The 24,536-nt window shown below is 57.4% G+C and carries 28 protein-coding genes; 21 read left to right on the plus strand and 7 right to left on the minus strand.

Annotated features, from left to right (window positions below; translation table 11 throughout):
* Positions 1-50 precede the first annotated feature (50 nt).
* The 10 genes from R0J87_RS00320 (at position 51) to dtd (ending at position 8,835) form a co-directional block, all read left to right on the plus strand.
* Complete coding sequence (locus tag R0J87_RS00320) at positions 51-680, plus strand: c-type cytochrome (protein WP_404344280.1); 630 nt, start codon at positions 51-53, stop codon at positions 678-680.
* Positions 681-796: 116 nt separating this feature from the next.
* Positions 797-1,429 carry a thiol:disulfide interchange protein DsbA/DsbL gene (locus tag R0J87_RS00325; protein WP_404344279.1) on the plus strand — a complete coding sequence of 211 codons (633 nt, stop codon included), beginning with the start codon at positions 797-799 and terminating at the stop codon, positions 1,427-1,429.
* 2 nt (positions 1,430-1,431) lie between these two features.
* Positions 1,432-2,274: an endonuclease/exonuclease/phosphatase family protein gene (locus tag R0J87_RS00330; RefSeq protein WP_404344278.1), complete on the plus strand. Its 843-nt coding sequence runs from the start codon at positions 1,432-1,434 to the stop codon at positions 2,272-2,274.
* 103 nt (positions 2,275-2,377) lie between these two features.
* Positions 2,378-2,938 carry a TRAP transporter small permease subunit gene (locus R0J87_RS00335; protein WP_498883587.1) on the plus strand — a complete coding sequence of 187 codons (561 nt, stop codon included), beginning with the start codon at positions 2,378-2,380 and terminating at the stop codon, positions 2,936-2,938.
* Positions 2,938-4,341 (plus strand): TRAP transporter large permease, encoded by a 1,404-nt coding sequence (locus tag R0J87_RS00340; RefSeq protein WP_498883589.1) that lies wholly within the window; start codon positions 2,938-2,940, stop codon positions 4,339-4,341. Before R0J87_RS00335 ends, R0J87_RS00340 begins: the two co-directional genes overlap by 1 nt.
* 172 nt (positions 4,342-4,513) lie before the next feature.
* The gene (locus tag R0J87_RS00345) at positions 4,514-5,623 is read left to right on the plus strand and encodes a TRAP transporter substrate-binding protein (RefSeq protein ID WP_498883590.1); all 1,110 of its coding nucleotides are present in this window, start codon (positions 4,514-4,516) and stop codon (positions 5,621-5,623) included.
* Positions 5,624-5,789: 166 nt separating this feature from the next.
* Positions 5,790-6,656 (plus strand): bifunctional hydroxymethylpyrimidine kinase/phosphomethylpyrimidine kinase, encoded by an 867-nt coding sequence (gene thiD / locus R0J87_RS00350; protein ID WP_498883591.1) that lies wholly within the window; start codon positions 5,790-5,792, stop codon positions 6,654-6,656.
* Between the two features lie 120 nt (positions 6,657-6,776).
* Complete coding sequence (locus R0J87_RS00355) at positions 6,777-7,622, plus strand: universal stress protein (protein WP_404344273.1); 846 nt, start codon at positions 6,777-6,779, stop codon at positions 7,620-7,622.
* A gap of 102 nt (positions 7,623-7,724) precedes the next feature.
* The gene (locus R0J87_RS00360; protein WP_498883592.1) at positions 7,725-8,303 is read left to right on the plus strand and encodes a chalcone isomerase family protein; all 579 of its coding nucleotides are present in this window, start codon (positions 7,725-7,727) and stop codon (positions 8,301-8,303) included.
* 94 nt (positions 8,304-8,397) lie between these two features.
* On the plus strand, positions 8,398-8,835 hold the full coding sequence (dtd, locus tag R0J87_RS00365) for a D-aminoacyl-tRNA deacylase (protein ID WP_498883593.1): 438 nt from the start codon (positions 8,398-8,400) through the stop codon (positions 8,833-8,835).
* 5 nt (positions 8,836-8,840) lie between these two features.
* Here dtd and R0J87_RS00370 read toward each other — a convergent pair whose 3' ends face one another.
* Positions 8,841-10,787: an ATP-binding cassette domain-containing protein gene (locus R0J87_RS00370; RefSeq protein WP_498883595.1), complete on the minus strand. Its 1,947-nt coding sequence runs from the start codon at positions 10,785-10,787 to the stop codon at positions 8,841-8,843.
* Positions 10,788-10,816: 29 nt separating this feature from the next.
* Here R0J87_RS00370 and R0J87_RS00375 point away from each other — a divergent pair, with 29 nt between their 5' ends.
* The 7 genes from R0J87_RS00375 to R0J87_RS00405 all read left to right on the plus strand — a co-directional run bounded on the left by R0J87_RS00375 (position 10,817) and on the right by R0J87_RS00405 (position 17,213).
* Positions 10,817-11,389 (plus strand): TIGR02444 family protein, encoded by a 573-nt coding sequence (locus tag R0J87_RS00375; RefSeq protein ID WP_498883597.1) that lies wholly within the window; start codon positions 10,817-10,819, stop codon positions 11,387-11,389.
* A 197-nt stretch (positions 11,390-11,586) separates the two neighbouring features.
* Positions 11,587-12,636, plus strand: a complete 1,050-nt coding sequence (locus tag R0J87_RS00380; protein WP_498883599.1) for a TRAP transporter substrate-binding protein — start codon at positions 11,587-11,589, stop codon at positions 12,634-12,636.
* A 315-nt stretch (positions 12,637-12,951) separates the two neighbouring features.
* On the plus strand, positions 12,952-13,530 hold the full coding sequence (locus tag R0J87_RS00385; RefSeq protein ID WP_498883601.1) for a TRAP transporter small permease: 579 nt from the start codon (positions 12,952-12,954) through the stop codon (positions 13,528-13,530).
* 28 nt (positions 13,531-13,558) lie between these two features.
* Positions 13,559-14,842, plus strand: coding sequence for a TRAP transporter large permease (locus R0J87_RS00390; RefSeq protein WP_404344266.1), 1,284 nt, complete (start codon positions 13,559-13,561; stop codon positions 14,840-14,842).
* A 21-nt stretch (positions 14,843-14,863) separates the two neighbouring features.
* Complete coding sequence (locus R0J87_RS00395; RefSeq protein ID WP_311064534.1) at positions 14,864-15,307, plus strand: universal stress protein; 444 nt, start codon at positions 14,864-14,866, stop codon at positions 15,305-15,307.
* 151 nt (positions 15,308-15,458) lie between these two features.
* Positions 15,459-16,139, plus strand: coding sequence for a BamJ family beta-barrel-assembly machinery protein (bamJ, locus tag R0J87_RS00400; protein WP_404344265.1), 681 nt, complete (start codon positions 15,459-15,461; stop codon positions 16,137-16,139).
* Between the two features lie 3 nt (positions 16,140-16,142).
* The gene (locus R0J87_RS00405) at positions 16,143-17,213 is read left to right on the plus strand and encodes an alpha/beta hydrolase family protein (protein ID WP_498883604.1); all 1,071 of its coding nucleotides are present in this window, start codon (positions 16,143-16,145) and stop codon (positions 17,211-17,213) included.
* Between the two features lie 26 nt (positions 17,214-17,239).
* Here the strand turns inward: R0J87_RS00405 and R0J87_RS00410 are convergent, their stop codons facing one another.
* Positions 17,240-17,845 carry an SCO family protein gene (locus tag R0J87_RS00410; protein WP_404344263.1) on the minus strand — a complete coding sequence of 202 codons (606 nt, stop codon included), beginning with the start codon at positions 17,843-17,845 and terminating at the stop codon, positions 17,240-17,242.
* Positions 17,846-17,849: 4 nt separating this feature from the next.
* Complete coding sequence (locus R0J87_RS00415; RefSeq protein WP_404464469.1) at positions 17,850-18,350, minus strand: hypothetical protein; 501 nt, start codon at positions 18,348-18,350, stop codon at positions 17,850-17,852.
* Between the two features lie 122 nt (positions 18,351-18,472).
* Here R0J87_RS00415 and R0J87_RS00420 point away from each other — a divergent pair, with 122 nt between their 5' ends.
* The 3 genes from R0J87_RS00420 (at position 18,473) to R0J87_RS00430 (ending at position 21,320) form a co-directional block, all read left to right on the plus strand.
* On the plus strand, positions 18,473-19,387 hold the full coding sequence (locus R0J87_RS00420; protein WP_498883606.1) for an AEC family transporter: 915 nt from the start codon (positions 18,473-18,475) through the stop codon (positions 19,385-19,387).
* Positions 19,388-19,697: 310 nt separating this feature from the next.
* On the plus strand, positions 19,698-20,699 hold the full coding sequence (locus R0J87_RS00425) for a 2-hydroxyacid dehydrogenase (RefSeq protein ID WP_498883608.1): 1,002 nt from the start codon (positions 19,698-19,700) through the stop codon (positions 20,697-20,699).
* 18 nt (positions 20,700-20,717) lie between these two features.
* Positions 20,718-21,320, plus strand: a complete 603-nt coding sequence (locus R0J87_RS00430; protein ID WP_498883610.1) for a glutathione S-transferase family protein — start codon at positions 20,718-20,720, stop codon at positions 21,318-21,320.
* A gap of 3 nt (positions 21,321-21,323) precedes the next feature.
* Here R0J87_RS00430 and trmB read toward each other — a convergent pair whose 3' ends face one another.
* From trmB to thiS, 3 genes are read right to left on the minus strand one after another with little or no spacing between them, the layout of a single operon-like run.
* Positions 21,324-22,073 carry a tRNA (guanosine(46)-N7)-methyltransferase TrmB gene (gene trmB, locus R0J87_RS00435; RefSeq protein ID WP_490175857.1) on the minus strand — a complete coding sequence of 250 codons (750 nt, stop codon included), beginning with the start codon at positions 22,071-22,073 and terminating at the stop codon, positions 21,324-21,326.
* Between the two features lie 12 nt (positions 22,074-22,085).
* On the minus strand, positions 22,086-22,880 hold the full coding sequence (locus R0J87_RS00440; RefSeq protein ID WP_498883612.1) for a thiazole synthase: 795 nt from the start codon (positions 22,878-22,880) through the stop codon (positions 22,086-22,088).
* Between the two features lie 27 nt (positions 22,881-22,907).
* Positions 22,908-23,129: a sulfur carrier protein ThiS gene (gene thiS, locus R0J87_RS00445; RefSeq protein WP_311064543.1), complete on the minus strand. Its 222-nt coding sequence runs from the start codon at positions 23,127-23,129 to the stop codon at positions 22,908-22,910.
* 142 nt (positions 23,130-23,271) lie between these two features.
* On the opposite strand from thiS, the gene R0J87_RS00450 reads away from it, so the two are divergent.
* Positions 23,272-23,652 (plus strand): DUF423 domain-containing protein, encoded by a 381-nt coding sequence (locus tag R0J87_RS00450; RefSeq protein ID WP_498883613.1) that lies wholly within the window; start codon positions 23,272-23,274, stop codon positions 23,650-23,652.
* Positions 23,653-23,658: 6 nt separating this feature from the next.
* On the opposite strand, the gene R0J87_RS00455 is transcribed toward R0J87_RS00450, so the two are convergent.
* Positions 23,659-24,414: a glutaredoxin gene (locus R0J87_RS00455; RefSeq protein WP_498883614.1), complete on the minus strand. Its 756-nt coding sequence runs from the start codon at positions 24,412-24,414 to the stop codon at positions 23,659-23,661.
* Between the last annotated feature and the right edge of the window lie 122 nt (positions 24,415-24,536).

Below are 24,536 nucleotides of genomic sequence, written 5' to 3' on the forward strand. Positions count from 1 at the left end.
GCGCCCAGGGTGCGTACCAGTCAATAATCAAACGGCATAGTGGATTAGCAATGAGAAAGTTACTGGCAAGCCTGGCAATTACCATGGGTGCCGTTGGCACCGCCCACGCCCAAACGGACCTTCAAGCCGACGCGGATGCAGCGGCAGGTCGTGAACTCGCGCAAACCTGTGCCGCCTGTCATGGCCAGCAGGGCATTAGCGCAGCGGGCACCTTCCCCAACCTGGCAGGGCAGCAGATGTCCTACCTCGCCAAGCAGATCATGGATATCCGTGACGGCAACCGCGTGGTCGCGCAAATGGCCGGTTTGGTCGATGACTATTCAGACCAAGATGCCTGGGACGTTGCCGCGCATTTTGCAGGTCAAGATGCCAACCTTGGCCAAACCAGCGATGAAGACGCTGAGCTGCTGGCACGCGGTGAAGAACTCTACCGCGCGGGCGATATGTCTAAAGGCATTCCGGCTTGTAGCGCCTGCCATACACCCACGGGTGTTGGCATTGGCAGCGCGGTGTATCCGGGGCTGTCTGGTCAGCATGTGGAGTACACCGTTTCTACGCTGCAAGACTTCGCGTCCGGTGAGCGCGCCAATAGCCCGAACAACATCATGGGCGATATCGCTTCCAAAATGAGCGACCAAGACATGGAAGCCGTGGCCAACTACGTGCTGGGCTTGAACTAATTCTCCTGCCTTAGGTGTCCTCATTCTGCGAAACATGAGCAGAATGGGGAACCCGTTTCGCACTTTTATGGTCACAGGGTCACTTTTTGGCCTGCTTATTCTGGAGAATTCTCGCTATGTTGAAAACGTTGATGGTCGCGTTGGCCGGTCTTGGCCTGTCTGCTGCAGTTAGTGCCCAGGAGCTGGTGGAAGGCCAGCACTACACACTGCTTGAGTCGCCCGTAGCGACCCAGGTAGATGACGATCAGATTGAAGTGACCGAAGCGTTCTGGTTTGGCTGCCCGCACTGCTACCGTCTACAAACGTCGGTAAATGAGTGGTACGAAACCCTGGATGAAGACGTCAGCATTGTCAAAATGCCGGCTACCATGGGCGGCGATTGGAATACCCACGCCACTGCCTTCTATGCAGCGCAATCCCTGGGAATTGAAGAAGAGCTTCACCAGGACTTCTTTGATGCCATCCATCAGGATGACCGTTCACTGACTGACGCTGACGACATCGCTGAATTTTTCTCTGGCTATGGTGTGAGCGAAGAAGAAGCTAAGCAGTCGCTCACCGCGTTCAGCGTGCGTAGTGAGGTCAACAAGGCCAACAGTCGCATGCGTGAAATGCGCCTAATGGGCGTCCCTGCGTTAATCGTAGATGGGCGTTATGTGGTATCGCCGCAGTCGGCAGGCAGCTTAGAAAACATGCCAGAAATTGCTGATGCGCTAATCGAAAAAGTTCGTAACGAGCGCGCACAATAACGGTGCTTGAGCACGGCCACACGGGCGGACAATCGCGTTCGCCCGCAGCCCAAACAACCTCTGCGTTGATTGAACGCGGCCATATCCGGCTGCTGACCTTTAATCTGCAGGTGGGCATTCAAACGTCGGCCTACCACCACTACCTCACGCGTAGCTGGCAGCATGTGCTGCCTAACCCGCAGCGGCTCAAGCGTTTAGCCCTGATGGGTAACGTGCTAGAGCAGTTTGATGTGGTGGGGCTGCAAGAAGTGGACGGCGGAAGCTTCCGCTCAAGCCGCGTCAATCAGGTAGAGTATCTAGCGACTCAGGCCGGGTTCCCCCACTATTTTCAGCAGTTGAACCGCAATTTAGGCCAGTTTGCTCAACATAGTAATGGGCTTCTCTCACGCTTGGTGCCTAGCCATATTGAAGAGCACCGCCTGCCGGGTATGTTGCCAGGGCGAGGTGCGATTCATGTGCGTTATGGTGAAGGCCCTGACGCTCTGCATATTTTTGTCGCCCACTTAGCGCTTAGCCATCGTGGCCGCGTGCGCCAGCTCAATTATTTAAGCGATATTATTGAGCCGCTGCGCCATGTGGTGGTCATGGGAGATTTGAACTGCACGCCTGAGCAGCTTCACGCCCACAAACGTTTTAGTACGTCGCTACCGTTACACCCCGTCAAGCCGTTACTGAGCTACCCCTCCTGGCAGCCGCGCCGCGCGTTAGACCATATACTGCTCTCGCAAACCCTTGAAGCGGCAGAGGTGCGCGTGCTGGATCATCTATTCTCCGACCACCTGCCGATTGCGGTGGACTTGCCATTACCGGCGTCGTGTCTCGCCGCGATTCGTCCAAGCGTTTAACAATAAGCCCGCTGAGCGCTTGTCGGGCGCTGCATTGTCTGCGTATATGCGCTATTGTCTGGGGCGCTGACCCCCCTTAGCCCGTTTTACGCGAGACACTTCCATGTCGGACACAACACAACTACCTGCGTTTATCGGTGCGCTGGACCGCGCTTCAGAGTGGTTTGGTCGCACCCTTGCGTGGCTGATCATCATTATGATGTTGATTCAGTTCGCGATTGTACTGCTTCGCTACGCCTTCAGTGTGAATAGCATCTTCATGCAAGAGCTGGTGATGTATATGCACGCCAGCGTCTTTATGCTTGCCGCTGCCTACACCTTTCGCCATGACGGGCACGTGCGCGTTGATATCTTCTATCGCGGCATGACGCCACGCCGCCAGGCGTTGGTGAATATGGCAGGCATTGTTTTGCTCCTGATACCGGTGATGGTCTTTATCATTGCCTCCAGTTTTGGCTACGTGGCCAACTCTTGGCGCATCTTGGAAACCTCCTCAGATTACGGTGGCATCCCCGCTGTTTATGCACTCAAAACGCTCATTCCTGCCTTTGCTGTGTTGATGATTATGCAAGGGCTGATTGAGTTAGTGCGCAATGGCTATATCTTCACCGGGCGGATAACGCCGCCAGCCGCCGATGACAATCACCTTGAGGAGCGTGTTTGATGCTCGAATTTATGCCGCTTATTCTGTTTGCCGCCATCTGCATGGTGCTGATGCTGGGCTTCCCCGTGGCGCTGTCGCTGGCGGGCACGGCTCTGCTGTTTGCAGGTATGGGGTTGGGTTTAGAAGCCATTGGCATTGATGCCAATTTCGACAGCGGCTATCTGGCTGCGCTGCCCAATCGACTCTACGGCATTATGACCAACCAAACGCTCTTGGCCGTGCCGCTATTTGTATTAATGGGCGTGCTGCTTGAGAAATCTAAAGTCGCCGAAACGCTGCTGGATGCCATGGCGCTGCTGTTTGGCGCTATGCGGGGTGGCCTAGGTATTTCGGTCACGCTGGTGGGCATGCTGATGGCGGCATCCACGGGTATTGTGGGTGCCACGGTGGTGACCATGGGCCTGATGTCGCTGCCTACCATGCTCAAGCGTGGCTACAGCACCTCGCTTGCCACGGGCACTATCTGCGCAACCGGCACGCTGGGCCAGATTATTCCGCCCTCTATTGCCCTGGTGCTGCTGGGCGACGTGCTCTCCTCGGCGTATCAGCAAGCACAGTTAGACATGGGCATCTTCAGCCCTAAAACGGTCTCGGTTGGCGACCTGTTTATGGGCGCGCTGGTGCCGGGTTTGATCCTCGTCGTCATGTATATGATCTACGTTGGTTTGGTGGCGTTTTTCCGCCCTCAAATGGCCCCTGCGGCTGACCGCGAAGAGCTGATGGCAGAGCTGGGTCATACCTCTGGGTTAGGCATTCTGCTGCTCAAAGGCTTGGTGCCGCCGGTGGTGCTGATTGTGGCGGTGCTGGGTTCTATCCTGAGTGGCTTTGCGACACCCACCGAAGCCTCGGCCGTGGGTGCCTTTGGTGCGCTGGTACTGGCATTGGCTTATCGCCAGTTGGATTTAGCCACCCTAAAAGATGTGCTGCGTTCTACCACCCATGTAACCACCATGGTGTTCCTGATTTTGATCGGGGCTGCACTGTTCTCGCTAGTGTTCCGCGCTTACGGCGGTGAACACATGGTCACTGACCTCTTTGAAGGCATGCCGGGCGGCGTGGTGGGCGCGACGATCATTGTCATGCTGGTGATCTTCCTGCTGGGCTTTATTCTCGACTTTATCGAGATCACCTTTGTGGTGGTACCCATTGTGGGGCCGATTCTGCTGGCCATGGGGCTCGACCCCATCTGGTTGGGCATCATGATCGCGATTAACCTGCAGACCTCCTTCCTGACACCGCCCTTTGGTTTTGCGCTGTTTTATCTGCGCGGTGTGGCGCCCCCGTCGGTGCCCACGTCGGCGATTTATCGTGGCGTCGTGCCGTTTATCTTGATGCAGTTAGGCATGCTGCTTCTGCTGACGTTCTTCCCGCAGTTAGCCACCTGGCTACCGGAGCAGTTCTAATACTTTCTAAGTTGAAAAATAACCCTGCTATCAACGCAAGGGAGTGGCAACCTTAACCAAAAGCAGCCAAGCTGCAGACACAAAATGGCTTGTAACAACCCGCCTGGCGGCACCCGTCAGGCGGGGTATTCCCTACCCATAACAGCAATAAAATAAGCAAGAGGGTTAACGCATGAAAGCCAAAGCACTGCCTGTCGCCATTGCCATGACGACCGCTCTTTCTGCCAGCCTGCTGGTGGTCTCAAGCTTCGATAATCAAGCCCAAGCGCAAGAGAATTTCCGTTGGAAAATGGTCACCTCCTGGCCGAAAAACTTCCCCGGTGTTGGTCAAGGCCCCGAGCGGCTTTCCCAGCTGGTGGAGGAGATGTCCGATGGCCGTCTCACCATTGAAGTGTTTGGCGCGGGCCAGCTGGTACCTGGGTTTGAAGTCTTTGATGCCGTGTCAGACGGCACCGCTGAGCTTGGCCACTCCGCTTCCTACTACTGGAAAGGCAAAGCGCCGGCGGCACAGTTCTTTGCAGCCGTACCGTTTGGCATGAATGCCCAGGAAATGAACGCCTGGTTAAGCTACGGCGGCGGCATGGAGCTGTGGAACGAGCTGTACGATGAGTTCGGTGTTGATGTGCTCGCAGCCGGTTCCTCCGGTGTACAGATGGGCGGTTGGTACAACAAAGAGATTAACTCGGTTGCTGACCTCGAAGGCCTGAAAATGCGCATGCCGGGGCTTGGCGGCGAAGTGATGAGCCGTATGGGTGTGGCGATTGTGAACATGCCGGGCGGCGAAATCTTCACCTCGCTGCAATCCGGTGCTATTGATGCCACCGAGTGGATCGGCCCTTACAACGATTTAGCCTTCGGCCTGCATCAGGCGGCGGATTACTACTACTACCCCGGCTGGCATGAGCCGACGGTAGTGTTCGAAGCCATCGTCAACGAAGAGGCCTTGGCAGAGCTGCCAGCGGATCTTCAGGCGATTCTTCGCACCGCCATCAGCGACATCAACCAAAACGTACTAGATGAGTACACCGCCCGTAACAACGACGCGCTGGAAACGCTGGTCAATGAACATGATGTAGAGCTGCGCCGCATTCCGGATGACGTACTGGCCCAAGCTCGTGAGCACTCGGAAGACGTTGTGGGTGAACTTGCGGCTTCCAGCGAGCTGGCAACCCGCATCTACGACTCCTACCGTGAGTTCCAGGATAAAGTAGTGGATTACCACGCGATTTCCGAACAGGCGTACTACAACGCTCGTAACCCGGAAGGCGACACCACGCAGTAATCGGTGTATCCAACGCGCCAATGGCCGCCTTCGGGCGGCTATTTTTATGGAGTGTGCTGTGTATAGGTCGCGTTGTGTACAGGGCAGGCGGCTGAGATTAAAGCAGCGTAAGCGCTGCCGACTGGGTATCCTATTACAGATACTGTTCTGCCGTGTAAGGAGCCCCATGTCTACGTCCGCTATATCTACGCCTACACCTTTTAGGTCTACCGAACCGCGCCTACGAAATGTGCTCACCATTGCAGGCTCTGACCCCTCCGGTGGCGCGGGTATTCAGGCCGATCTTAAGACGTTTTCAGCCCTTGGCACCTACGGTACCAGTGTGATTACCGCCTTAACCGCTCAGAATACCTGCGGCGTGGCGGCGGTGTATCCCGTATCGCCTAAGGCGATTCGTCACCAGCTCGAACACCTATTAAGCGATGTCGCCATTGATGGCGTCAAAATCGGCATGGTGGCCAGCCGTGACGTCGCCGAAGTGATTGCCGATGTGCTGCGCCAGCATCGCCCCCGCTGGATCGTGCTCGACCCGGTGATGGTGGCGAAGAGCGGCGATATTTTGGTAGACGACGCGGGGATTCATGCCGTGCGGGATATTTTAGTACCGCTGGCCGATGTGATTACGCCTAATTTGCCCGAAGCCGCCGTGCTGTTGGGCACCCCATCGCCTGCCAGCTTGGATGAGATGGAGGCGCTACTGCCTCAGCTGGTCGCGCTAGGCACGCCCTATGTGGTGCTGAAAGGCGGCCACTTACGCGGAGACACCTGCCCGGATTTGCTGGCAACGCCCAACGGGCACCAATGGTTGCCCGCCTCACGCATTGCCACTGAAAACCTTCACGGCACAGGTTGCGCGCTGTCATCCGCTATTACGGCTTGCTTGGCCAAGTTGCCGGCAGATGCCAGTGTAGAAGCCCCCGAGCAGGCGATTACGGAGGCTAAGCGGTGGCTTCATAGTGCTCTGGCGGCTAGCCACCGCTTAAGCGTTGGCAAAGGGCGAGGCCCGGTACACCACTTCCATGCCTGGTGGTAACTTCATGGCCGTTGCGTTGCGGACGCAGAGTCTCCTTGCGGGATAGGCCAACGGGCACCATGCTGAAGGGTGCCCGTTTGTTTGCCTACTAGGCTGAGCTGTTCGGCCAAGGAGCTGCCCATGTCCCGCACGCTGCTGTTTGCCACCGATCTCTCCCAGGAAAACCGCGCGGCGTTTGCCCGCGCGCTGCGCTTAGCTCACCAGCAGGGCGCGCAGCTGGATGTGCTGCACGTCCTCGACCCCTACCTTCCTCATCGCATGCTTCATGACTTGGAGCGCGCCGTTAACGACGATATCAGCGCGACGCTCACCGACCTGCGGGAAGACTACGCACTGGAACTACCATCGCTGATGATTCAAACGGTCGTGGGGGAGCCTCATGTAGAAATCGTCCGGGAAGCCCACGAGCGTCATGCGTCGCTCATCGTGCTGGGAATGCACCGCAAACGCGGCCAAAAAGACCTGCTGTACGGCACCACGATGATGCGTATTTTGCGCAGCGCGCCGTGCCCGGTGGTAGTGGCGTCTTACCTGCCTACTCAGGCCTGGCAGCATATTGTGGTGCCTATCGATTTCTCGCTGACGGCACGGCAAACCTTAAAAGAGGCGCTGATTCGCTTTCCTGAGGCCAAGCTAACGCTTCTACACGCCTGGAGCCTGCCCGGTGAACGGGAGCTGGGGAACCAAGCGTTCTATGCCCAGTGGCGTGACCACGAAGTCGCGCGCCTACGAGAAGCGCTGGATAACGAAGTCGAAAGCCTGCTGCGAGAGCTGGACGGCGTGCCGGACATTGAGCTTGCGCTAGAGCCGGGCCAGCCCTGCGATGTGCTGCATGACTATGTGAAACGGCACTCGCCGGATCTGGTCATGCTGGGCAGCCGCAGTCGACCGCATCAGCCTAACCCGTTAACCGAAATGCTGCTCAGCGAGCCCCACTGCGACCTAATGATCTGTCGACCTTGGTAAAGGCCCTGAACCGATAGGATGCTGGTTGTACGGAACCTTTATGGCTAGGGTGGGTATGTATAACGAAGCATGATTTACTCAAGCCAACAGGGGAGAGCCACTGTGCAACGAGCAAAGAAGAGAACGGTTGTTTTGGCGGCGCTGCTGTTAGGCGCTGCGTTCATCTCGACCAGCGCCGCTGCTGATAGCGTGACCGAGCGGGGCGAGCGCTTTGATCGCGTGGTGGAAGAGAACGGCCAGCGCTATACGCTGTTGGGAAGTGGGGTGTTCCGCTATATGATCTGGACCGCCTATGCGGGGGCGTATTATCAGTTGGAAGGGGAGCGTGAGCCCCAGCCGTTAAGCGATGTCCCCCGCCGTTTAGAGCTTGCCTACTTTCACGAGATTGCCGCCGAAGATTTCGCTGAGGCCACAGAGAAAACCCTCAACGATTCGCTGACGCTTTTTGAGTTCAATCAGGTGAAAGAGAGCATGGCGCAGCTAAACCAGCAGTATCGGGATGTGGTGCCCGGTGACCGCTACTTGCTGAGTTGGGACGGCGACCAGCTGCGCCTCGCCTTGAACGGTGAAACGCTCTACGAAGACAGCAGCGCCGAATTTGCCAGCGCGATGTTTGGGATCTGGCTAGGCGAGCGCCCACTAGGCGAAGACTTTCGCGATGCCTTGCTTGGGCAAAACTAGCCTGTAAAAAAGAGCGGATGACGTATTCGTTTGGGCCAGTATTTTCCTGCGTTTACACTCTGTTTTTCAAACAGCGTCTAATGAAGGGGCAAGCGTGAAAGCACTGATTCAACGGGTAACACAGGCCAGCGTCACGGTAGAAGGTAGTACGGTGGGTGCCATTGAGCATGGGCTGCTGGCACTGGTAGGGGTGGAGAGAGGCGACAGCGAGGCGAATGCCGATAGGCTACTGCATAAGCTGCTGCACTACCGCGTGTTTAGCGACGAGGCGGGCAAGATGAACCATAACCTACAGCAGGCCGAAGGCGGGCTGCTGCTAGTGTCTCAGTTCACCCTGGCCGCCGATACCCGCAAGGGGCTGCGCCCTGGCTTCTCAAGTGCCGCCCCGCCCGATGAAGGCGAGCGGCTGTTTCAGTATTTGGTGACCCAGGCCCGTGCCGTTTGGTCGCCTATCGCCACCGGGCAGTTTGGTGCGGATATGCAGGTCGCCTTGGTCAACGACGGGCCGGTGACCTTTTTGCTAGAGGGCTAATGGCCTTAAGCGTTCTCACTGGCCAAGAGTTCCGCTTCCATCGTTTCTAAAGCCTCTTCGGCGGCGAGCCAAGCTTGCTCGCTGCTATCCAGACGCGCCTTACTTTCTGCCTGCTTAGCAAGCGCCTGGGTAAGTTCTGCCTTGCGGGCGCTGTCGGTATAAAGCTCCGGGTCCGCGAGCACCGCTTCGACTTCTTCAAGGGAGTGCTGGGCTTTTTCCATGGCTTTTTCAGCCTGGTCGCGCTCTTTTTTCAGCGGGCGCAGCTTCTCGCGCAGCTCTGCCGCCGCTTTACGGGCGGCTTTACGGTCGCCGCTAGGTTGCTGGCTCTGGCGCTCGCTCTTTTCACTGCGGGCGTCGCGGCGGTTCTCTTCCAGGCGCGCTTTTAACCAGGCTCGGTAGTCCTCCAAGTCGCCGTCGAAAGGCTCAACCCGGTTGTCGGCTACACGCCAAAACTCATCCACCGTGGCGCGCAATAGGTGCCGGTCGTGGGAGACCAGGATGACCGTGCCCTCAAAGCTTGCCAGCGCCTCGGTCAGCGCTTCGCGCATTTCTAGGTCCAAGTGGTTGGTGGGCTCATCGAGCAGCAGCAGGTTGGGCTTTTGCCAAGCCACAAGTGCCAGTGCCAGGCGCGCTTTTTCACCGCCTGAATAAGTGCCCACCTCGCCAAAGGCGTCGTCGCCTTTGAAACCAAAGCCGCCGAGGAAATTGCGGATATCTTGGTCACTGGCGGTGGGAGAGAGGCGCTGCACGTGCACAAAGGGCGTGGTGGTCACGTCCAGGCTTTCCAGCTGGTGCTGAGCAAAATAGCCAATGGCGAGATGTTCGCCGGGTACGCGCTTGCCTTCTAGCAGCGCGAGTTCGCCCGTGAGTGACTTGATCAGGGTCGATTTACCCGCACCGTTCGGACCTAATAGGCCGATACGGCTACCGGGCAGCAGCGTAATGTTGACCTTCTCTAACTGAGCCACATCGCCCGCTTCGCTGCGATAGCCCAGGGTGGCTTGGTCCAGTACCAGCAGGGGGTGCGACGTTTTATCAGCAGCAGGCAAAGTGAAGTGGAAAGGGGAATCGGTATGGGCGACGGCGATATCGCCCATGCGCTCGAGCATTTTTACCCGGCTTTGCGCCTGCTTGGCTTTTGTTGCCTGGGCGCGAAAGCGGGCAATAAAGCGTTCAATCTCTTCACGCCGTGCCTGCTGCTTGGCCGCTTCGGCTTGCTGCAGCGCAAGCTTTTCAGCCCGTGTGCGCTCAAAGCGTGAGTAGTTGCCCCGGTATAGCTCCAGCGTTTGGTGATGCATATGCACGATGTGGTCGCATACAGCATCCAAAAAGTCGCGGTCGTGAGAAATCAGCAGCAGCGTGCCCGGGTAGCGGGTGAGCCACTGTTCCAGCCACAGCAGGGCGTCTAAGTCCAGGTGGTTAGTCGGCTCATCCAACAGCAGCAGGTCGGAAGGCATAAACAGCGTTCGTGCAAGATTGACCCGCATTCGCCAGCCACCGGAAAAGTCTGATAGCGGTCGCTTAAGATCTGCCTGCACGAAGCCCAGCCCTACCAGCAGCTGCGATGCCCGTGATTCTGCAGTGTAGCCATCCAGGGTTTCGATTAGTCCGTGGAGTTCGGCTTCTCGATGCGCGTTATCGGCCTCGCGGGCGGCGAGCAGGTCGGCTTCGGCTTGGCGCAAGGCGTAATCGCCGTCTAATACATACTCCACAATGGGGCGATCCAACGCCTCCACTTCCTGGGCCATGTGGGCAATACGCTGGCCGCCGCTCATCTCGACATCACCCTGGTCGGGGCCTAGCTCGCCCAGCAGGAGTTTAAACAGGCTCGACTTACCGGCACCGTTGGCCCCAATAATGCCGGCCTTTACGCCGTTATGTAGCGTAAGATCGGCGCTCTCTAGGAGCGTTTGCGTGCCCCGTTGCAGGGCGACTTGGCGCAGTGCGATCATGTTTTCTCCCGAAAAAAGTGGGTAAACCAATGCGCGATTCTAACCGATTGCAGCGCTTGCAGCAGAGACCGCTGTGGGATTTTGCCTTAGCGCTTTATGCACAGCCTGGCGTCGAGCAGGCCTGTCTTATTTTGCAAGATGAGGCAGGCGTGGATGTGTGTGAGCTGCTGTTTCACTGCTGGCTTTATCAACACGGCTTAGCCGCCGAACCTGGCCCGCTGAAGGCCATACGGGAAGAGCGCTACGGCTGGCAGCAGCAGGTGACCGCGACACTGCGCGAATTGCGCCGCGCACTCAAACCTGAAGCGGCTTACAACGATGACATTAAGGCGCTGCGAGCCACCTTACAAAAAGCGGAACTGCAGGCTGAGCGTGAAAACCTTCAACGTTGGCAGCAGTGGGCACTGCGCTCTTCGTTGGAGGAGGTGCGGTTAACAAAAAGCGACATAAGCCAGCACAATGTTGCACAGTGGCTGCAAGATACGCTGTTTTCGGCACCGCTTGACAACCGCTCGCCGCAAGCGTCACGCGTACGCGAAAACACACAAACCGCACTAATGGCCCTGACAAGCCAGCTTGACCACTGTGAGTCACCACGCTAGCCTGAATTTAAGCTGTTTTTGATTAACCCGCGTTGGCAGCGCTTATTTTGCCCGCTAACCCACAGCAATGAACGCACCGTTAGAAACCGTTTCTGTGTGTTAGCGGCTGAGCATAAACGCGATGCGGCTAGGGATAGACAAAAATTAGATTCTGGCGCTCTCGCACGGCGCGCTTACCACTGCTAGGGGAACTCTGCATGAAGGCAAGCAAATTAGTTTCGACTCGTTCCGTTACTACCAAGTTACTCACCACAGCGAGCGTTGGTGCTCTGCTGTTGGGCCTTAGCGCTACCGCGCAGGCCGATAACTGGCGTTACGCCCACGAAGAGTACGAAGGCGACGTACAGGATGTATTTGCCTACGCATTTAAAGAGTACATCGAAGAGAATTCCGACCACACGATTCAGGTATATCGCTTTGGTGAGCTGGGTGAGTCTGACGACATCATGGAGCAGACCCAGAACGGCATCCTCCAGTTTGTTAACCAATCGCCTGGTTTCACTGGCGCGCTGATTCCAGAAGCTCAAATCTTCTTTATTCCCTACCTGCTCCCGACCGACGAAGAGACCGTGCTGACGTTCTTCGACGAGAGTAAAGCCATCAATGAAATGTTCCCCGAGCTGTATGCGGAACAGGGCCTTGAGCTTCTGAAGATGTATCCAGAAGGCGAAATGGTGGTCACTACCGACGAGCCGATCAGCTCGCCGGAAGATATGAGCAATAAGAAAATTCGCACCATGACCAACCCGCTGCTGTCGGAAACGTATGACGCCTTTGGCGCGACGCCGACACCGCTGCCGTGGGGCGAGGTATATGGTGGCCTGCAGACAGGCATTATCGATGGTCAGGAAAACCCGATCTTCTGGATTGAGTCTGGCGGTCTGTACGAAGTGTCTCCGCACCTAACCTTCACAGGCCACGGCTGGTTTACTACCGCCATGATGGCTAACCAGGACTTCTACGAAGGCCTGTCTGATGAAGATAAAGAGCTGGTGCAGGAAGCCTCTAACGCGGCTTACGACCACACTATTGAGCACATCAAAGGTCTGGCGGATGAAGCACTTGCCAAAATTCAAGAAGCGTCTGATGAAGTGACCGTGACGCGCCTTAGCGAAGAGCAAATCCAAGTGTTCCGCGAGCGTGCGCCGCAGGTTGAGGAAGCGTTCCTGGAAATGACCGGTGAGCGTGGCGAAGAGCTTCTGCAGCAGTTCAAAGCGGATCTTGAAGCCGTCAATAGTGAGTCTTAATGAGTTAGCGCCTTTGCGTTAAACAGAAGACATCACTAAGAGGGGCAGCCAGCGCTGCCCCTTTTTTGTTTCCAAAACGGGTGTATTGGCAAGTGAGTTCCTCGGGGTGGTAGAGCCTGCGGCAAAAAAATGCCAACCCTCTGCGGCGTAACACAGAAAAATCTACGTACATCCAGCGTTGAAGCGAAAAGAGTTATTAACCGTTACGCTACAAAATGTAGCTAAGCCGAACATGTATCGTTCGGTGGTCAGTGACGGGAAAGTCTCGACGCTTGCAACGCCTGCGACCACGCTGTGTTTTAAAGGAGAACGGCCATGTCTGAAGAAGAGTCCGAAAAGAACTACCGATCCGGTTTGCCCGGTATTTTGGGAGTGATCGACACTGCAATTAGCAAAATCGAGTCAGTCATACTGGCGATGGGGGTTTTGCTAATGGCGCTGAATACGGTCACCAACGTGATTGCTCGCTTTGTGTTCGGCAATAGCATCATGTTCTCAGGTGAGCTGAACCGTATTTTAATCATCATGATTACCTTCGCCGGGATTGGCTATGCGGCTCGTCACGGGCGCCATATTCGAATGTCGGCTATTTACGACGCGCTGCCGGTGGGTGGGCGTAAAGTGCTTATGATCGGCATTGCGTTCTTTACCTCGTTGGTAATGTTTTTCCTGCTTTATTATTCGGTGGTGTACATCCTTGACCTTTACAGCAAAGGACGGGTGCTGCCATCGCTCGGTTTACCGGTATGGATGATCTATATCTGGGTGCCCATGGGCTTTTTGATTACCGGCATTCAATATTTGCTGACCGCGATTAAAAACCTCACCACCCGAGACGTGTACCTCTCGACTGGGGTGGTAGACGGCTATAAAGACACCGAAACAGAAGTGTAAAGCAGGGACTGCACCCTAGGGGAACGCTATGACGACGATAATGGTAGTCACCATGATTGCCCTGCTGCTGCTGGGCTTTCCTATGATGATCCCGCTGATCACCGCCGCGGTGATTGGCTTTTATATGATGTTTAACGGCTTTGGCCAGATGGATACGCTGATTCAGCAGATGATGGCGGGCATTCGCCCCGCTTCGCTGATCGCCGTGCCGATGTTTATTCTGGCGGCCGATATTATGACCCGTGGGCAGTCTGCGAACCGCCTAATCGATATGGTGATGTCGTTTATTGGCCATGTTAAAGGCGGCCTAGCGGTAAGTACGGCGGCCTCTTGTACGCTGTTTGGGGCGGTATCGGGTTCGACCCAGGCCACCGTAGTAGCCGTGGGTTCGCCGCTACGCCCCAAGATGCTAAAGGCCGGCTACTCTGACCCCTTCACGCTGGCGCTGATTATCAATGCCAGTGATATCGCCTTTTTGATCCCGCCCAGCATCGGCATGATTATTTACGGGGTGATCTCGGGCACCTCCATTGCCGAGCTATTTATCGCCGGTATCGGGCCAGGCTTACTCATCCTGCTGATGTTCTCTATTTACTGCGTGATTTACGCCATTGTTAAAGACGTCCCCACCGAGCCGCGTGCTAGCTGGAGAGAGCGTGCGGTGGCAGTGCAGAAAGCGCTTTGGCCGCTTGGTTTTCCCGTCATTATCGTCGGTGGTATTTACGGCGGCGTGTTCAGCCCAACCGAAGCCGCTGCGGCCTGTGTGCTTTACGCGGTGCTGCTGGAGTTTGTGGTGTTTCGCTCGCTGAAGATGAATGACATCTACGCGATTGCTAAGTCGACTGGCCTGATTACCGCCGTGGTATTTATCCTGGTAGCCGTAGGTAATGGCTTCTCGTGGATTATCTCGTTCGCGCAGATTCCTCAGGCCATTTTGGAAGCGGTGGGTGTCAATGAAGCCGGGCCGACTGGCGTGCTGATCGCGATCTGCATTTCGTTCTTTGTGGCCTGTATGTTCGTTGACCCCATCGTGGTGATTCTGGTGTTAACGCCTATTTTCGCACCAGCCATTGCGGCCACCGGGCTAGACCCCGTACTGGTGGGTATTTTGATTACCCTGCAGGTGGCGATAGGCTCGGCCACGCCACCGTTTGGGTGCGATATATTTACCGCCATTGCGATCTTTAAGCGCCCCTATTGGGAAGTGATTAAAGGCACGCCACCGTTTATCTTTATGCTGATTTTGGCGGCGGCGCTGCTGATTATGTTTCCGCAAATTGCGCTGTTCCTGCGTGATGTTGCCTTCCGTTAAGCAGTCACAAGGAGAACGCGGATGTTTAATCGCATTTTGGTTCCAGTCGATGGCTCTAAGGGGGCCATCAAGGCGCTGGAGAAAGCGGTCGGCCTGCATATGCTAACGGGCGCAGAGCTGTATTTGCTGTGTGTGTTCAAGCATCACAGCCTGCTGGAGGCGTCACTCTCTATGGTGCGCCCCAATAAGCTTGATATCCCGGACGATGCGCTCAAAGAGTACGCCACGGAAATTGCTGTACATGCAAAGTCCCATGCCATTGAGTTAGGAGCCGATAGCGTGCGGGTACGTGCCTTTGTAAAAGGTGGCCGCCCCTCGCGCACGATTGTACGCTTTGCCCGCAAGCGGGAGTGCGACCTGATAGTGATTGGCGCTCAGGGTACAAACGGTGAGAAAAATCTGCTGCTAGGCAGTGTCTCTCAGCGGGTTGCCGGGGCAGCTCATTGCCCAACGCTAGTGGTCTAGCGCTCTTTGTCACAAGGGATAAACCTCTGCGCGTCGTCGCGGTCTGATGAACACCCGCCGTTTCAGGTAATGCAGCCTGAAGCGGCGGGTGTTAGTCTTTGAGGCACCCAAAAACACTTGGCGCGCTGCGCCGCTGGATAAGGTTTTTTTCATGAAAGCACTTCTCTCTTCTACCGCGCTGACTGGCCTTCTGCTGGTCGCACCGTTTGCCGCCGCTGCCCCGGAAACCGACGAGCAGCGCCTGGCTTACAGCCTGGGCGTGACCCTAGGCGAAAGCATGCAAGCCGATATTGAAGACCTGGATATTGATGCGTTCACCGACGGTATGCGCGATGTCTTCGATGGCAACGAGCTGGCGTTGAACGAAGAAGAGATGATGGAAGCGCTGATGGCCTTCCAAGAGAGCTCAATGGAAGCGCGTGAACAGCAGGCCGCAGAACTGGCGCAGATGAACCTGGAAGAAGGGCAGGATTACCTCGCCGAAAACGCCGAGCGTGATGAAGTTGAAGTGACCGAGTCTGGTTTGCAGTACGAAGTGCTAGAGTCTGGCGACGGCGAAACGCCTAGCGCAGAAGACACCGTTGAAGTGAACTACGAAGGCATGCTGCTCGACGGTACCGTGTTTGACAGCTCTTTCGAGCGCGGTGAGTCGGTCAGCTTCCAGGTTAACCAAGTGATCGAAGGCTGGCAGGAAGCCCTGCAACTGATGAGCGTGGGCGATAGCTGGATGCTCTATATTCCTGCTGAACTTGCCTACGGCGAACGCGGCCAAGGCCCGATCGGCCCGAATGAAATGCTCACGTTCCGCGTTGAACTGTTAGGCATCGAATAAGCCATGGGCATCGCCGTTCATCAGCGTCGCCTTATGGCCGCGCTTATCCTGTTGGGCAGCAGCGCTGCCCACGCCCAGGAAGAGCCGCCAAGTCTGCCTGCATTAGGGGTTGCTAGTGACCAAGCCAGCGTTGTGGGTGTCTCGTCGGGCGGTTATATGGCCACTCAGTTGGCGGTTGCCTGGCCTGAGCGCTTTAGCGGTGTGGGCGTGCTGGCCGCAGGCCCATGGGGCTGCGCTCAAGGAGCGCTAAGCCTGGCCCTTAACCAGTGCATGATGACGCGACGTGGGCTGCCATCGTTAGACGAGCTGGAGCAGCGGCGTGAGCGCTACGCCTCACTGGATCAGGTGGGTAGCCAGGAAGCGCTGGCACAGCTACGTGCTTTTGTATGGCATGGAGGGGCGGATGCCACGGTCTCGCCAGCGCTGGGTGATCTGCTTGCCCAGCAGTGGCAGCGCTGGCTCGCCAGCCCGGAACAGCAGCTTCACTATGAGCTGAGAGAAAATACCGGGCACGGGTGGCCAGTGGCTATGCCAAAGGACGCGCGTATCGATCCCCAGGAAATGGGCGATTGCCACAAAGGTGGCGGTAGTCATGTGCTGGCGTGTGGCGATGATGTCGCTGGTGAGATGTTGGCATGGCTTTACCCGGAGCGTGAGGTCAACGCTAGTGACGGTGAACTGCGCGCCTTTGATCAGTCTGACTTTGCTGTGAAGGGGTTTGCTGATACCGGTTATCTGTTTGTTCCCGAGGCGTGTGAAGCAGGCGGTTGCCCGGTGACAGTTGCCTTGCACGGCTGCCAGATGAATGCGGAGGCGATTGGCGATATCTTTGTGCGCTACAGCGGTTTGAACCGCTGGGCTGCCGAGCATGGCCAGGTAGTGCTCTACCCTCAGGCGGAGAACAGCATGGCTAACCCTCAGGCTTGCTGGGACTGGTGGGGGTTTGCTGAGAGTACTTGGCAGGTCAACCCGCTGCACGATACCCGCGATGGCACCCAAGCGAGGGCGTTGATGGCAATGGTAGATCAGCTGCAGGCTGCCCCTACAGAGGAAGAAACGGTCGCGGCCGAGTAATCATGCGGCAGCTTGCGCTATCAGCGTTAGCTGCCCAGCTCGCTTTCCAGCGCCGACACTAACCCGTGCGGCGTTGGGGAGTAGAGTACCCGCTGCAATATTTCCCCTTCGCGGTTGACCAAAAACAGCGATGCGCTGTGGTCGATGGTATACGCCATGGCCGATTCTGGCGCCTCGACCCGTCGCCAAATCACCCCGTAACGCTCAGCCACATCGGCTAGCTGCGCCTGGCTGCCCACTAAACCGATAAATTCGCTGCCAAAGAACTGCATATATTCGCTCATACGGGCGAGCGTATCCCGCTCTGGGTCTACCGTGATCATGACAGGCACTATCCGCTCACGCTGCTCGTCGCTCAGCTGTGACAGTGCTTGGCGTTTGACGGCCTGATTCATGGGGCAAACATCGGGGCAGTAAGTATAGCCAAACGACACAATAGCGATGTCGTTATCGCCCAGCTGGGTCAGCGAGAAATCGCCCTGGGTTGAGGGCATGGCGATGGGGCCACCTTGTGGTTCGCCGCTGTCTTGGTCAGTACCTAGTTGGTAAAGGCCAATCGTGGCCACCAGCAGGAGCACGCCGAGTAGCGAGAGGCCAAGCCAAAGCGGCTTGCGTTTTATAGATGCTGCCATGCGCTTAGCTCCTTGTGACATCAAAATCGAACCAGCTGCCCATCTTGCCTTCGGGAGTCTCCAGAATAACCCGTGCTCGCCAAGGCATCACCTCTTGTGTGCAAACACCGATTTGCCCTTGGCCATGAAAGTGCCCAGGTGCGGTGGCCGTCAGCGCAAAGCGGTTCAATCCCATATCCATACCGCGGCCAACAAAATCAACGGTCACTTGGCTTGGGGTAACGCCCTCTACCTCTACATCCAGCGGTAGAACCTCGAGTGCTTCGATGCGGCCGTTGGCATCTATGGCTAAGGTTAGGTGGCCCTTATCGCCTAGCGCAGCCGAGCAGGGGGTGGTGTGCAGGTTGCACTCACCATCTGCAGAGAACCACATAATATCGCTATCGTCGCGCAGCCAGTTGGCAAACACATACCATGTGCATGCGGCCAACGCGAGGCCCGTCACCAAGATCAGCACTTTTAGCGCTGGAAAACCCGTTACGTCGGGTTTAGGCAAATTCTTCATGGCAGAATAGTCGCTACGCAGGCCATAAGGCGGGGAAATTGATTGGGTGGTATGCGTTTCATGGTAACAGCTATCCCGCGGATGTCGCTGTGCTGGGATGTCGCACTTAATAAGGAAGCACAATGGAGAGCATTACCGGAGCACTAGGGCCGCTCTTTTTATTGATTTTATTGGGCGCAGCCGTAGGGTATGGGCGCTGGCCTAGCCTCGATTTTTGGGCGCAAATGGAGCGGTTTATCTATTTTGTTCTGTTCCCCGCCATGCTGGTGGGCACGCTGGCGACAGCCGATGTGAGCCAAGTGCCCGTTGGCCGGTTGGCGCTGGCATTGCTGGGGGCAATGGCGCTGTTTGGGCTGGTACTGTGGTACTTCCGCGCATGGTTAAAACTCAGCCCGGCGGCGTTCACCTCGGTGTTTCAAGGTGCCGTGCGTTTCAATACTTATGTGGGGGTAGCTGGGGCCGCCGCGCTGCACGGTTCGCTTGGGGCCACAACGGCAGCGGTCGCCGTGGCGCTAATGGTGCCCGTGGTAAACGTTATGTGCGTGGCTAGCTTTGTGGCAGCGGGCACGCTGGGTAGCGCAAGCCTGGGTAAAAGTGCGCTAGCGCTGGCGAAAAATCCGCTGATTTTGGCGTGCCTGGTAGGTATTGGCTTGAACCTGAGCGGCGTGGGCCTGCCCGGCTGGAGCGAAGATACCGTGACACTACTGGGCCGCGCAGCGCTACCGCTGGGCCTAGTGGCCGTGGGAGTCGCGCTCAAGCCCATGGCGCTGCTGCGTATTGACCGAGGGGTGATTGCCACTAACGCCATTAAGCTACTGTGCATGCCGGCGTTTGTACTGCTGTTGGCGTGGCTACTGGGGCTTGACCCCGTCAGCCGGGACGTCGCGCTGCTGTTCGCTGCGCTACCCACGGCCACTTCGGCATACATTCTTGCCCGCCAGCTAGGCGGCGATGCGGAATTGATGGCGGCCATTATCACCGGGCAAACGCTGCTGGCCATGCTGACGCTGCCGTTTTGGCTCAAATTAGTCAGCTGATATAAAAATAAATAAAAAGTATTCGCATTTGTGTTGACGGGGTAAATGAGAATGATTATATTGTGATGGTCAGCGTTTAATGAGTCGCTGGCAACCACGACAGCTGCTTGGCACCGATCAGCGCCAGTTTCCTGTCATGGTTTCTCCCTCTCATTGCTAGTCACGGTCTTTTGCCGCTCCCCCATGGAGCGGCTTTCTTTTTTCTACTCCCCCTTTTGTTGATGCCGGCCAAGCTTTCCCCGTGCGATGTGTGCAGATAATGGCGAGTACGTCGCCTACCCTGATAACACTGCTACCGGGAGTTTTCGTTATGCGTATCGCCGTGTTTAGCGCTAAACCTTACGACCAAACCTTTCTATCCCGTGCCAACGCCGCGGGCCGCCATTTGCTGAGCTTTTTTGATGCGCGGCTCACCGTCGAAACCGCGCCGCTCGCCGTCGGGTTTGAGTGTGTCTGCGCGTTTGTGAATGACCACCTGGATGGGGCAGTGCTGGAGCAGCTTTATCAAGGCGGTACAAGGCTAGTGGCGCTGCGTTCGGCCGGGTTTAATCACGTGGACCTAGAAGCGGCGCAGCGGCTGGGGATGACGGTAGTGCGGGTGCCTGCCTACTCGCCCCACGCCGTGGCAGAGCATGCGGTGGCACTGGTGATGAGCTTAAACCGCATGACATATCGGGCCTATAACCGAGTGCGGGAGGGTAACTTCGCTCTCGATGGCCTGCTGGGGTTTGATCTGCACGGCAAAACCGTGGGAGTCATTGGAACGGGCCATATCGGTCTCATCTTTGCCGACATCATGCACGGGTTTGGCTGCCGCATTGTGGCCTACGACCCTTACCCAAACCCTGAAGCGAAAGCGTTTGTGGAGTATGTGCCGTTAGAAACGCTCTATGCCCAAGCGGATATTATTTCCCTGCACTGCCCGCTTACGCCTGACACCCACCACCTGATTAACGCGAGCGCCATTGCCCAAATGAAGCGGGGAGTGATGCTGATTAACACCGGCCGCGGGCGGGTAGTCGATACCCAAGCCGTCATCGCCGGGCTTAAAAGTGGCCATATTGGCTACCTGGGGTTGGATGTGTACGAAGAGGAGGAGCAACTCTTCTTTGAGGACCACTCCCATCAGGTGATCGACGATGACCGGTTCATGCGCCTAACGACCTTCCACAACGTGCTTATCACCGGCCATCAAGCCTTTTTTACCCAGGAGGCGCTAACCAATATTGCCGAGACGACCCTTGCCAATATCGATGCCTTCGAAAGTGGTAGCGGCACGCTGCATCGGGTGGTTTACGATAAGCGCACGTAACTGATCAGTGAGGCCTCTATGCAGCTCTATCTCAATACTTCTTCACCTTACGCCCGCGTCGTGCGGGTATGCTTGTATGAAAAAGGGCTAATGGAGCGCACGGAGCTTTGCTGGTGCGACCCCTGGGCGGCGGATAGCGAGCTTTTAAAGATTACCCCGCTGAGTCGTATTCCGACGCTGGTGACGGAAGGCGGCGAGGTGCTGACCGAATCGCTGCTGATTGCCCACTATCTGGATGCCGTGGGCGAAGGCGCGAAGCTGCTACCGGCAGATGGTTTAGCGGAAAACCTGGCGCTGGCGGGGTTGGGGCAGGGCTTGATGGAGGCGGCGTTCAACGTGGTGATTGGCCGCAAGCATGGCGGGCCAGACGTGGATGAGACGCTGTTAGGAAGCCGACGGTTAAAAGCGATTGAGCGCACGCTGGTGACGCTGGAAGCGCACCCTAGCGTGCTGGCCGGACATACCCAGCGCACGCTTGGGGCGATTGTGGTCGCTGTCGCCCTGGCTTACCTCAGCTTTCGCTTACCGGCCTTTGATTGGCCGAACCGCTTTCCACGGCTGCAGGCGTGGTTTGCCAAGGTGACCGAGTGCGACAGCTTTGCGCTAACGGCGTTTGAGTAAGCGTTACGCTTCCCGCCGGTAAATCAGATCCCACACGCCGTGGCCGAGCTTTTCGCCGCGGGCCTCAAACTTGGTGAGCGGGCGGAAGGCCGGGCGCGGCACGTAAGGCGCGGTCTCGGCGGTGGCGGTGTTGGCGTAGCCGGGGGCGGCTTCCATCACTTCCGCCATCCACTCGGCGTAGGCTTCCCAATCGGTGGCCATGTGGAAGGTACCGCCGGGCTTGAGGCGCGTGCGAATCAGCTCTACAAACGCAGGCTGGACGATGCGCCGTTTATGGTGCTTCTTCTTCGGCCACGGGTCGGGGAAGAACAGCTGCAGCGTGGTCAGCGAACCTTCGGGCAGGCACTGCTCCAGCACCGCCAGGGCGTCTTCACGGTAAACGCGCAGGTTGGTCAGGCCGCGTTTATCCACTTCATCAAGCAGTTTACCAACGCCGGGGGCGTGCACTTCGATGCCGATAAAGTCGGTATCGGGATGAGTTTCAGCCTGCTCGATCAGCGAGTTACCCATACCAAAGCCAATTTCCACCACGCGGGGGGCTTGGCGGCCAAACAGGGCGTCTAAATCCTGGCGACCATCGGCAATGGTCAGCCCCAGGCGCGGCCATACGTCTTCCAGGCCGCGGCTTTGGGCTTGGGTCATGCGCCCGGCGCGAATCACATAGCTTTTAATGCCGCGGCGGTGCAGCGGCGCATCGGCACTTTCGGGGCCAGTGGTGTTGCTCTCGGGCGCGGTGTCGTTCGTATCGGTCATGGTGTCTCTGTATCAGCCGTTGATTCGGCCTGCAAAAGGCGAAGAGGGTTCGGCGCTTTGGCGGCGCGGCATGCGGCCTGCCAAGAACGCATCGCGGCCAGCCTCGACGGCGAGCTTCATGGCGTTGGCCATGCGCAGCGGGTCGCGGGCGTGGGCAATGGCGCTGTTGAGCAGCACGCCGTCGCAGCCAAGCTCCATGGCCATGGCGGCATCGGAGGCCGTACCAATGCCTGCATCCACCAGGACCGGCACGCTGCTCTGCTCTACGATGAGGCGAACGTTATGCGGGTTTTGAATGCCGTGGCCCGAGCCAATCAATGAGCCCAGCGGCATGATGGCGCAGCAGCCCATGGCTTCCAGCTCCCGTGCCACAATCGGGTCGTCGCTGGTGTACACCATCACGTCGAAACCGTCGGCCAGCAGGGTCTCGGCAGCCTTGAGCGTCTCGACCACGTTGGGGTAGAGCGTGTGGTCATCGCCGAGCACTTCCAGCTTGACGAGATTGTGGCCGTCCAGCAGTTCGCGGGCCAAGCGGCAGGTGCGCACGGCATCTTTGGCGTTGTAGCAGCCAGCGGTATTGGGCAGCAGGGTGTACTGCTTGGGAGAGATGACGTCGAGCAGGTTCGGCGCATCGGCATCCTGGCCAAGGTTGGTACGGCGCACGGCAAAGGTGACGATTTCGGCACCGCTCTGGGCAATCGCAGCACCGGTTTCGGTAAAGTCTTTGTACTTGCCGGTACCCACTAACAGGCGGGAGCTAAAATCACGTCCGGCAATGGTGAACGGTGTATCAGTCAGTTGCGTCATAGCGATTCCTTGAAAAAGCACCGGCAGCTAGCCGCCGCCAATGGCGTGGACCACTTCGATCTGGTCGCCTGCGGCCAGCGGGGTCGCGGCCAGTTGGCTCTTGGGCACAATCTGTTCGTTGATTTCGACAGCGATACGACGCCCGCCCAGGCCAAGCTGCTCGATCAAGTCAGCAGCGGTGAGGCCAGCGGTCATGGCGTAGGGTTCGCCGTTGAGCGTAAGCTGTATCGACTCATTGGGGGTAGACATAAACAGTAAGCACCCTGGTGGATGAGGCAAAACGGCCTCTATTGTAGCGGTTTCGACCCGTGCAAGGTATGCAGCGGGGTGAATATCTCAATGATTAACGGGGTGGCGATGCGCCGCCAACATAGGTGAAAAGGAGTAGGGCGTGCAGCGAGTCGACAAGCTGTGGTGGTGTGTGGTGGCGCTTTCGGGGGCGCTCATGGTGATGCTGGGAGCTTATGCCGCCCACGGGTTGGCGGCACGCACCAGCGCTGCCATGGTAGATATCGTGGAAACCGGCGTGCGCTACCAAGCGTGGCACACGTTGGCGATGCTAGCGGTGCTTGCGTGGCGCAGCCACTACCCACACCCCGGCCAGCAGGTCGTACTGGCGCTATGGGCGTTAGGCGTACTGGCCTTTGCTGGTTCGCTCTACCTAATGGCGCTGGCCGGTTTAAGCGTAGGTATCGTGACGCCGATCGGCGGGCTTCTACTGATGGCCGGTTGGCTGGCCCTGGGCGTCACGGCGCTGCTTAGCCGTTCCTAATCGACGCTAGCTCAGCAGTAGGCGCAATGGCATCCACAAACCCATTCCGATCATCACCAGGTTTTCGGTGAGCGACACAAAGCCAAGCGGTACGTTGCTGTTGCCCCCCACGCAGGCGCACTTGAGTTCGCGCTTATCGATGTAAACCGCTTTGAATACCGATACCGCGCCCACGGTGCCGACGAACAGTGCCAGCGGCGCGGCTACCCAAATCAGCGTGCCAGCCAGCATCAACAGCCCGGCGGCGGTTTCGGCGTAGGGATAAACGTAGCTATAGGGCACGTAGCGTTGGGCGAGCAGGTCGTAGTTGAGAAACATGGTGCTGAAGCTTTCGATGTCCTGCAGCTTCTGCAGGCCCAGCAGCACCATCGCGGTTGCCACGGCAAACTCTGGCATGCGCGCCGTGAGCAGCGTGCCCTGAGTTGCCCAGCTCATCGCCAGGCCTATTAATAGCGCGACGGCAAAAATGGCCAGCACCGGGCGGTAGATAGTCTCTTTGGCATTGGGAACGCTCATACCCAAGTGTTCGCGCACTTCTTCGTAGCCGCCGATCCGCTCGCCATCGATATACACCTGCGGCGTGGTATCGACATCTTCTCGCGCCTTGAAGGTGTCGATTTCCTCGCGTGAGGTGAGGGTGTGGTCATCCACCGCGTAGCCTTTGCGCGTGAGCAGATCGACGGTCTTCAAGCCGAACGGGCACATGTGCTCGGCGGTTTTCATCCGATACACCTGTGCGGTGTGGTGGGTCGTTGCTGCCATGGTTAGCCTCCTTGTCGTCTTGCGATCAACGTCCACCCTTTAGCGTAGAACCCAGTGCCGCCCATAGGTCAAACGAGAGTGGGAGGCTGTTGCTTGGGTCTTGACCTATAGGCAGCCCCTAG

Origin of the sequence: Halomonas sp. SIMBA_159 (assembly GCF_046536035.1) — a bacterium.
GTDB classification, from domain to species: Bacteria; Pseudomonadota; Gammaproteobacteria; order Pseudomonadales; family Halomonadaceae; genus Vreelandella; species Vreelandella venusta_A.